Annotated in this window: 9 protein-coding genes; 8 read left to right on the top strand and 1 reads right to left on the bottom strand. The window is 70.3% G+C overall.

Translation table 11 applies throughout. The features are described 5' to 3' along the window. A partial coding sequence (locus GWI24_RS37500; protein WP_210950513.1) for a M6 family metalloprotease domain-containing protein occupies positions 1 to 1,131 on the top strand: 1,131 nt, incomplete at its 5' end. Here GWI24_RS37500 and GWI24_RS37495 read toward each other — a convergent pair. Next, positions 1,097 to 1,732: a TetR family transcriptional regulator gene (locus GWI24_RS37495; protein ID WP_210950512.1), complete on the bottom strand. Its 636-nt coding sequence runs from the start codon at positions 1,730 to 1,732 to the stop codon at positions 1,097 to 1,099. The two genes, GWI24_RS37500 and GWI24_RS37495, sit on opposite strands and share 35 nt — an antisense overlap. A gap of 150 nt (positions 1,733 to 1,882) precedes the next feature. Between GWI24_RS37495 and GWI24_RS37490 the strand changes: the two genes are divergently transcribed. The 7 genes from GWI24_RS37490 to GWI24_RS37460 all read left to right on the top strand — a co-directional run bounded on the left by GWI24_RS37490 (position 1,883) and on the right by GWI24_RS37460 (position 6,871). After that, positions 1,883 to 2,038, top strand: a complete 156-nt coding sequence (locus tag GWI24_RS37490) for a hypothetical protein (RefSeq protein WP_014054348.1) — start codon at positions 1,883 to 1,885, stop codon at positions 2,036 to 2,038. 5 nt (positions 2,039 to 2,043) lie between these two features. Beyond that, the gene (locus tag GWI24_RS37485; RefSeq protein WP_210950511.1) at positions 2,044 to 2,322 is read left to right on the top strand and encodes a DUF4190 domain-containing protein; all 279 of its coding nucleotides are present in this window, start codon (positions 2,044 to 2,046) and stop codon (positions 2,320 to 2,322) included. 100 nt (positions 2,323 to 2,422) lie between these two features. Further along, positions 2,423 to 3,484 carry an aromatic ring-hydroxylating dioxygenase subunit alpha gene (locus GWI24_RS37480; RefSeq protein ID WP_210950510.1) on the top strand — a complete coding sequence of 354 codons (1,062 nt, stop codon included), beginning with the start codon at positions 2,423 to 2,425 and terminating at the stop codon, positions 3,482 to 3,484. Positions 3,485 to 3,579: 95 nt separating this feature from the next. Beyond that, entirely contained in the window at positions 3,580 to 3,780 is a 201-nt protein-coding gene (locus GWI24_RS37475) for a hypothetical protein (RefSeq protein ID WP_308344217.1), read from the top strand. Then, positions 3,777 to 4,745 carry a PDR/VanB family oxidoreductase gene (locus GWI24_RS37470; RefSeq protein WP_210950509.1) on the top strand — a complete coding sequence of 323 codons (969 nt, stop codon included), beginning with the start codon at positions 3,777 to 3,779 and terminating at the stop codon, positions 4,743 to 4,745. Before GWI24_RS37475 ends, GWI24_RS37470 begins: the two co-directional genes overlap by 4 nt. Before the next feature lie 151 nt (positions 4,746 to 4,896). Continuing rightward, positions 4,897 to 5,922, top strand: coding sequence for an ABC transporter substrate-binding protein (locus tag GWI24_RS37465; protein WP_210950508.1), 1,026 nt, complete (start codon positions 4,897 to 4,899; stop codon positions 5,920 to 5,922). Between the two features lie 61 nt (positions 5,923 to 5,983). Further along, positions 5,984 to 6,871: a siderophore-interacting protein gene (locus GWI24_RS37460; RefSeq protein WP_210950507.1), complete on the top strand. Its 888-nt coding sequence runs from the start codon at positions 5,984 to 5,986 to the stop codon at positions 6,869 to 6,871. Positions 6,872 to 7,063: the final 192 nt, after the last annotated feature.

The following is a 7,063-nucleotide window of genomic DNA, read 5'->3' as shown; positions in this document are numbered from 1 at the left end:
CTCGCCTCGGGACCGGGGCTCCAGATGGCCGAGGGCATACCCACTGGCCGCGGCTACAGCCGCAGTACCGGCACCGTCCACGCCCTCAACCTCATGATCGACTTCCCCGATGTCCGCGGCCAGGGCACCGCCCGCCAGCGCTTCGAGGAGTTCTTCCCCCAGACCTCCCGGTGGTTCGCGCAGAGCTCGTACGGACGGCTGGACTACCGCCCCGAGATGCCGATCACCCACTGGCTGCGGATGCCGCGGCCGTTCCGCGCCTACGGCATCAAGCGCGGCAGCCCCTTCGACCCGGGCTATCGCAAACTCGTCGCCGACATCGCCAAGTCCGCGGACCCCAAGGTCGACTTCCGCCGCTACGACCTGGTGAACGTCCTGGTCACCCCGAACGCCGGGCCACCGGCCGCGCATGCCGTGCTGTCCGTCACCTACGCCGACAACCAGCACGCCCCGACCGCCGACGGCGTTCCGCTGGCCAATGTCTCCTTCGTCTACAGCCGCCAGGACGACGGCTCCGGCTCGCTGCGCCGCACCGGCTTCCGCGTCCTGCCCCATGAGAACGGCCATGTCTTCGGGCTGCCCGACCTCTATACCCACGGCGGCGGCGACAAGGCGGGCCACTGGGATGTGATGTCCGAGGACTGGGGCCCCGGCAACGACCTGCTGGCCTGGCACAAGTGGAAGCTGGGCTGGCTCGGCCCGCGGCAGATCGCCTGCGCCGCCCGCTCCGGGGTCTTCGCCCACACCCTGTCCCCGCTGAGCCGCACGGAGGGGACCAAACTGGTCATCGTCCCCGTCTCGCCGTCCACCGGCTACGCCATCGAGGCGCGGGCGACCGGCGGCAACGACGAGGCCATATGCAAGCCCGGGGTCCTGATCTCCTGGGTCAACACCGGTGTCGACTCCGGCGGCGGCCCCGTCACCATCGTGGACTCCACCCCCCACGGCCGCGGCTGCACCCGGGAGCGCAATGTCCACCCCGGACTCAGCGACGCGGCCTACGCGCCCGGCGAGACCTTCGACGCCGCGGTGAACGGGATACGGATACGCGTCCGCGTCACCGGCCGGGACGCGGCCGGCGACTACGGCGTGGAGATCACGCGTCGTGCCAGTGGTGGCGCCCGAGGCTGATCAGCAGCAGCTGTTTGCGCGCCGTGGCGGCCACCCGCCGCTCGTCCGCGGCCTCGGGATGATCGGCCTGTGCCTCCAGGAACGCCGTCGCCGTCATCACCATGTGGTCCACATACAGCTCCGCAAGCATCCGGACATCTTCCGGTGGCCAGGATTCCGCCGGGAGCCGCGGACAGAAGGCGGTGGCCACCTCGTCGGCGAATCGGTCCAGCTCGGCGGCTATGGCCTGGCGCACGGGGCGCACCCCGCCATGCCGCTCACGTGCGATGAAGCGGATATGCGCGGGGTAGCGGCGGACATGCTCGGCGACCGCGTCGACGGTGGCCTCGATCCGCTCCTCGTCACCGTCCTGACCGGCGAGGATCGCGTTGATCATGTGGTGCAGGCTGCCCAGGCTCTCCTCGACCAGCGCGACACCGAGATCGCTCAGATCCCGGAAGTGCCGGTAGAACGCGGCCGGCGCCACCCCCACCGCCCGCGTGACCTCGCGCAGCCCCAGACTGCTCAGGCTCTGGTCCTCCAGCAGCCGCAACGCCGCGTCCATCAGGGCGCGCCGGGTCTTCTCCTTCTGGGCCTGCCGGACCCCGGACGTGTGACTCATATCATTCAGTAAACAGCCGTTCGCTGAATTTTTCCAGGGTTCGGCGGGGTACTCTAGAACTCAGTGAACAGTTGTGATTCCAACTGTTCACCGAACAATTACCATCCGCACGCCAACCGCATCCGGATCGTCACTTCGAGAGAGGCTCACATGCTCTTCATCGTCGCGGCACTCGCCCTGATGGGGGTTCTTCTGGGGGCGGCGGCGCACACTCCGCTCCCCCTGTTCCTCGCCGCCGCGGGCGCCATCGGCGCCTGGCTGCTGATCTTCTTCATCCGCGAACGCACCGGGCACAAGGGGAGCTGAGACCCATGGCAATCACCGCACCGTCCCGCACCTCACCGGTCCGGGCGCGCCGGGACGCCGACGGCATGGCCGTCGCCTCCTTCGTGCTCGGTCTGATCGGTCTGCTGCTGTTCAACGCGGTCTTCGGGCCCTGCGCGATCGTCCTCGGGACGCTCGCCATCGCCCGGGACACCCGCCGCAGGGGCCGGGCGCTGCTCGGACTCACCCTGGGCGTCGCCGATGTGGTCCTGCTGATCGTCCTGCTGACGCTGAATCACTCCGTCTTCTGGCAGTTCGGCGGCTGACCCGCCCGGCGGTCCACCGCAGCACACCTCCCCGCGCGGCCCTTCCACTCAGTGGAAGGGCCGTTGCCCGTGAGTGACGGGCGTCACCACGCTGGCACGCATGACCGCCTTCGCGAAAAACCAGTGGTACGTCGCCGCCTACGGCCGCGAAATCGGCCGCGAGCTGCTGGGGCGCACCATCCTCGACGAGCCCATCGCCTTCTACCGCGCCGAGTCCGACGACAAGGTCATCGCGCTCGCCGACCGCTGTGTACACCGCCGCTATCCGCTCACCGCCGGCCGTCTCGACGGCGACACGGTCGTCTGCGGCTACCACGGCTTCACCTACGACACCGGCGGCACCTGTGTGTTCGTACCGGGCCAGAAGCGCGTCCCGCGCACCGCCCGGGTCCGCTCCTACCCCGTCGTCGAGCAGGACTCGCTGGTGTGGGTATGGATCGGGGACCCGGCGCTCGCCGACCCCGGCGCGGTGCCGCACGCCCCCTGGCTGGCCGATCCGCGCTGGGCGACGGTCGGCGGCATGGAGCCGATCGACGCCGACTACGGCCTGCTCGTGGACAATCTGCTGGACCTCTCCCACGAGACGTATCTGCACGGCGGCTACATCGGCACCCCCGAGGTCGCCGAGACCCCGATCACCACGGAGGTCGACGAGGGCGCGGGCGTCGTACGGGTCAGCCGACACATGGACGACGCCGAGTGCCCGCCCTTCTACGCCCGTTCCACCGGCATCGAGGGCCGCATCACCCGCTGGCAGGACATCGAGTACCACGCGCCCTGTCTGTATCTGCTGCACAGCCGGATCGCCCCGGTCGGGGTGGACCCGGAGCCGGACGGCTCCGATCCGAACGCCTTCCATGTGGAGATCACCTACGCCATCACCCCGTCCACCGACCGCCATGTGTACGACTTCTGGGCCGTCTCACGGGACTTCGCGCAGGACGACGAGGAGGTGTCCACCTTCCTCCACGACCTCAACCGGACCGTGGTGCTCCAGGACGTGGCGGCGCTGAACGTGCTCCAGAAGGCGCTGGACACCGAGCGCGAGGGCTATCAGGAGCTCAGCATCAACATCGACACCGGCGGACTGGCCGCGCGCCGCATCCTCGCCCGCCTCGCCGCCGAAGGGGAGAAGACCGCGCCCGTGGTGGCTGCGAAATGAAGCGCGAGCGGCGCGCAGCGCCTCCGTTGAGGGTGGCGGCGGGCGACGGGTGGGCGGCGGGCGACGGGTGGGCGAGCGGCACGCCCACGGCGGAGGTGTACCGGATCGACTGGCTGCCCGGCACCGATGTGCTGCACGGGGTCTGCCACTGCGGCGCCGAGCGCACCGCGGAGGACCCGGTCGAGCTGTGGCAGTGGATGCTCGCCCACCCCAGCGGGCACCACCCCAGCGGGCACCACCCCGCCGGTCCCCCTGAGCACCAGCCCAACGGCCACCGGAAGGAGCCCCGTTCATGAACCCCGGCGGCGAGTACGAGGACACCCTGCTGGTGGCCCGCAGGGAGGAGGTGGCCTCGGACGTGGTGGCGCTGACGCTGCGCCACCCGGCGGGCCGTGACCTCCCCGCCTGGGAGCCCGGCGCCCATCTCGACCTCGTCCTCGACGCGGGCCCGACCCGGCAGTACTCGCTGTGCGGCGACCCCGCCGACCGCGCCTCCTGGCGGATCGCGGTGCTCCGCGCCCCCGCCGGGCGCGGCGGCTCCGCCCAGGTGCACGACACCCTCACCGAGGGCAGTTCGGTGCGGGTGCGCGGGCCGCGCAACCACTTCGCGCTGCGCCCGGCGGCCCGCTATCTGTTCATCGCGGGCGGCATCGGCATCACCCCCCTCCTCCCCATGACGGCCGCCGCCGAGGCCGCGGGCGCCGACTGGCGGCTGCTGTACGGCGGGCGCACCCGTGCCTCGATGGCCTTCGCGGACGAGCTCGCCGCGCGGCACGGCGACAAGGTGCGCCTGGTGCCGCAGGACGAGGAGGGCCTGCTCGACCTCAAGCCGTATCTCACCGCCCCGGCCGGTCCCGGCACCCTCGTCTACTGCTGCGGCCCCGAGCCGCTGCTCCAAGCCGCCGAGGAGGCGTGCCGCGACTGGCCGGAGGGGTCCTTGCGCACCGAGCGGTTCCAGCCCCGTAAGGACGACGCGGGCGCCGAATCGGGAAGCCGGGCCTTCGAGTTGGTGCTCACCCGCTCCGGGCTGACGCTCACCGTGGAGCCGGAGCGCAGCGTGCTGCGCACGGTCGAGGCGGCCGGGGTACCGGTTTTGTACTCCTGTGAAGAGGGCACCTGTGGGACGTGTGAGACGGACGTCGTCGAGGGGGAGGTGGACCACCACGACTCCGTGCTCACCGACGAGGAGCGGGCCTCCGGCGAGACGATGATGATCTGCGTATCACGCTGCCGTGGCCCGCGATTGGTGCTGGACCTGTGAATCCGCCCTGAACGGCCGCATGAACCCCTCGATGTGAGGTTCGGAACGACCCCGCCCACTGGACAAACAGGTTGGTTAGGCTAACCTAACTACGTCCTCGGGTTGCCGTCCCGTGACCACGTCCCCGTATGCATCGAGAGAGAGCACCTTCATGCGCCAGGCCAGAGCACTCCCCCTCTCCCGCCGCGGTCTGCTCACCGCGGGCGGCGCCCTCGGACTCGGAGCCCTGGTCACCGCCTGCGGGAACAAAGGCGGTTCGGGCTCCGGCGGTGACGACGGCGGCGGCTCCTGGTCGTTCACCGATGACCGCGAGAAGAAGATCAGCCTCGACAGCCGGCCGCAGCACATCGTGGCCTACATCGCCGCGGCGGCCGCGCTCTACGACTTCGGCATCGAGAAGCAGATCACGGGGGTCTTCGGCCCGACCACGCTGAAGAACGGCAAGCCGGACGTCCAGGCGGGCGACTTCCCCGTCGACCAGGCCACGTCCCTGGGCAACACCTGGGGCCAGTTCAACGTCGAGAAGTACGCCTCGCTCAGCCCCGATCTGCTGATCACCAACATGTACGACCCGGGCGCGCTCTTCTACATCCCGGACGACAGCAAGAAGAAGATCCTGCAGCTGGCCCCCAGCGCCGCCATCGCCACCGGCCGGATCTCCATGCTCGAGCCCATCAAGCGCTACGCCGCGCTGGCCGAGGCGCTCGGCGCCGATCCGAAGGCCAAGAAGGTCACCGACGCCAAGGCGCGGTTCGAGAAGGCCGCCGAGACCCTGCGCAAAACCGTCAAATCACACAAGATCAAGGTCATGGCCTGCTCCGCCAGCGCCGATCTCTTCTATGTCTCCAACCCGAAGATCAATGCCGACCTGATCTACTTCAGCGAGCTCGGCGTCGACTTCGTCGTCCCCGAAAAGCCCGACAAGGGCGGCTACTTCGAGAGCCTCAGCTGGGAGAACGCCGACAAGTACGACGCCGATGTGCTCTTCCTCGACAACCGCACCGCGACCCTCCAGCCCAAGGCCCTGACCTCCAAGCCGACCTGGTCCAAGCTGGCCGCGGTCAAGGCCGGTCAGATCACCCCCTGGAGCAGCGAGCCGCGCTTCTCGTACGCCGGCGCCGCCCCGCTCGTCGAATCCCTCACCAAGGCCATCCAGGACGCGAAGAAGGTCAGCTGACGGTCAGTCGACCGGCTGGCCCCGGCCTCCCCACGGCAAGCGAAGGGAAGACCCCCCTCCCATGACCACCGCAGCCATCAAAACCGCCACCACCACCGCCATCCCGTTCCGGTTCTTCGACGCGCGGGTCGTACGCACCCGCTCGCTCGGACCGTCCATGGCGCGGATCACCTTCGGCGGCGCCTGTCTGAAGGACTTCACCAGCGGAGGCCGCGACCAGCGCTTCAAACTCTTCCTGCCGCACCCCGGCCAGACCGCCCCGGTGGTGCCGGTCGAGGCCGGGGAGGGCTGGTTCACCGCCTGGCGGGCGATGGACCCGGCCGAACGCGGCATCATGCGCTCGTACACGGTGCGCCAACAGCGCCGCGACCCCGACGAGATCGACGTGGACTTCGCGCTCCACCACGACAGCGGCCCGGCCGCCCGCTGGGCCGCGCGCGCCGAGGCCGGCGACCGCGTCACCCTGCTGGGCCCGGTGGTGGAGGACAACGGCGGGGTGGACTTCCGGCCACCGTCCAGGACCGACTGGGTGCTGATCACCGGCGACGAGACCGCGCTGCCCGCCATCGCGGGCATCCTCGAATGGCTGCCCGCCGACTTCCCCGTCAAGGTGTGGCTCGAGGTCCAGCACGCCGAGGACATCCAGGAGCTGCGCACCGAGGCGAAAGCCGAGATCACCTGGCTGGTCCGGGACGCCGTGGCCCCCGGCACCCCGCGCTCCGCCCTGCTGCTGAACGCGGTGGGCGCCACCGAGCTGCCCTACGGCACGCCGTACGCCTGGATCGCGGGCGAGGCCGGAACGGTCAAGGCGCTGCGCCGCCACCTGGTGCGCGAGCGCGGATTCGACCGTAAGGCGGTCACCTTCACCGGCTACTGGCGCCTGGGCGCCTGTGAGGAGCAGCTCGTCGAGGAGGCCGTGTCGGGCACCGGCCCCGCGACCGACGACTGACCCCCGTCGCCGTACCCGCTCCCCATCCTCACAGCCGCGACCCACAGCTGAATCCAGCCGTGGCCCACAGCTGAATCCAGCCGTGGCCCACAGCTGAATCCACAACCGCGTCGCACAACTGAATCCATCTGAAGGACCGCAGAGGACCGACCGCTGGACGCCAGGCGGCCGACCGCTCGGCGCGCCCCCGCG

The organism is Streptomyces sp. MK37H (assembly GCF_018035285.1).
Lineage (GTDB): Bacteria > Actinomycetota > Actinomycetes > Streptomycetales > Streptomycetaceae > Streptomyces > Streptomyces endocoffeicus.
The sequence above is the reverse complement of the archived record's forward strand: the minus strand, read 5'-3'. Positions and strand labels throughout refer to the sequence as shown.

Excerpts from the sequence above, each read along its gene's own strand:
- GWI24_RS37495 (WP_210950512.1), bottom strand. The coding sequence starts at position 1,732 with ATGAGTCACACGTCCGGGGTCCGGCAGGCCCAGAAGGAGAAGACCCGG.
- GWI24_RS37480 (WP_210950510.1), top strand. The coding sequence starts at position 2,423 with ATGACCGCCTTCGCGAAAAACCAGTGGTACGTCGCCGCCTACGGCCGC.
- GWI24_RS37490 (WP_014054348.1), top strand. The coding sequence starts at position 1,883 with ATGCTCTTCATCGTCGCGGCACTCGCCCTGATGGGGGTTCTTCTGGGG.
- GWI24_RS37470 (WP_210950509.1), top strand. The coding sequence starts at position 3,777 with ATGAACCCCGGCGGCGAGTACGAGGACACCCTGCTGGTGGCCCGCAGG.
- GWI24_RS37460 (WP_210950507.1), top strand. The coding sequence starts at position 5,984 with ATGACCACCGCAGCCATCAAAACCGCCACCACCACCGCCATCCCGTTC.
- GWI24_RS37465 (WP_210950508.1), top strand. The coding sequence starts at position 4,897 with ATGCGCCAGGCCAGAGCACTCCCCCTCTCCCGCCGCGGTCTGCTCACC.
- GWI24_RS37485 (WP_210950511.1), top strand. The coding sequence starts at position 2,044 with ATGGCAATCACCGCACCGTCCCGCACCTCACCGGTCCGGGCGCGCCGG.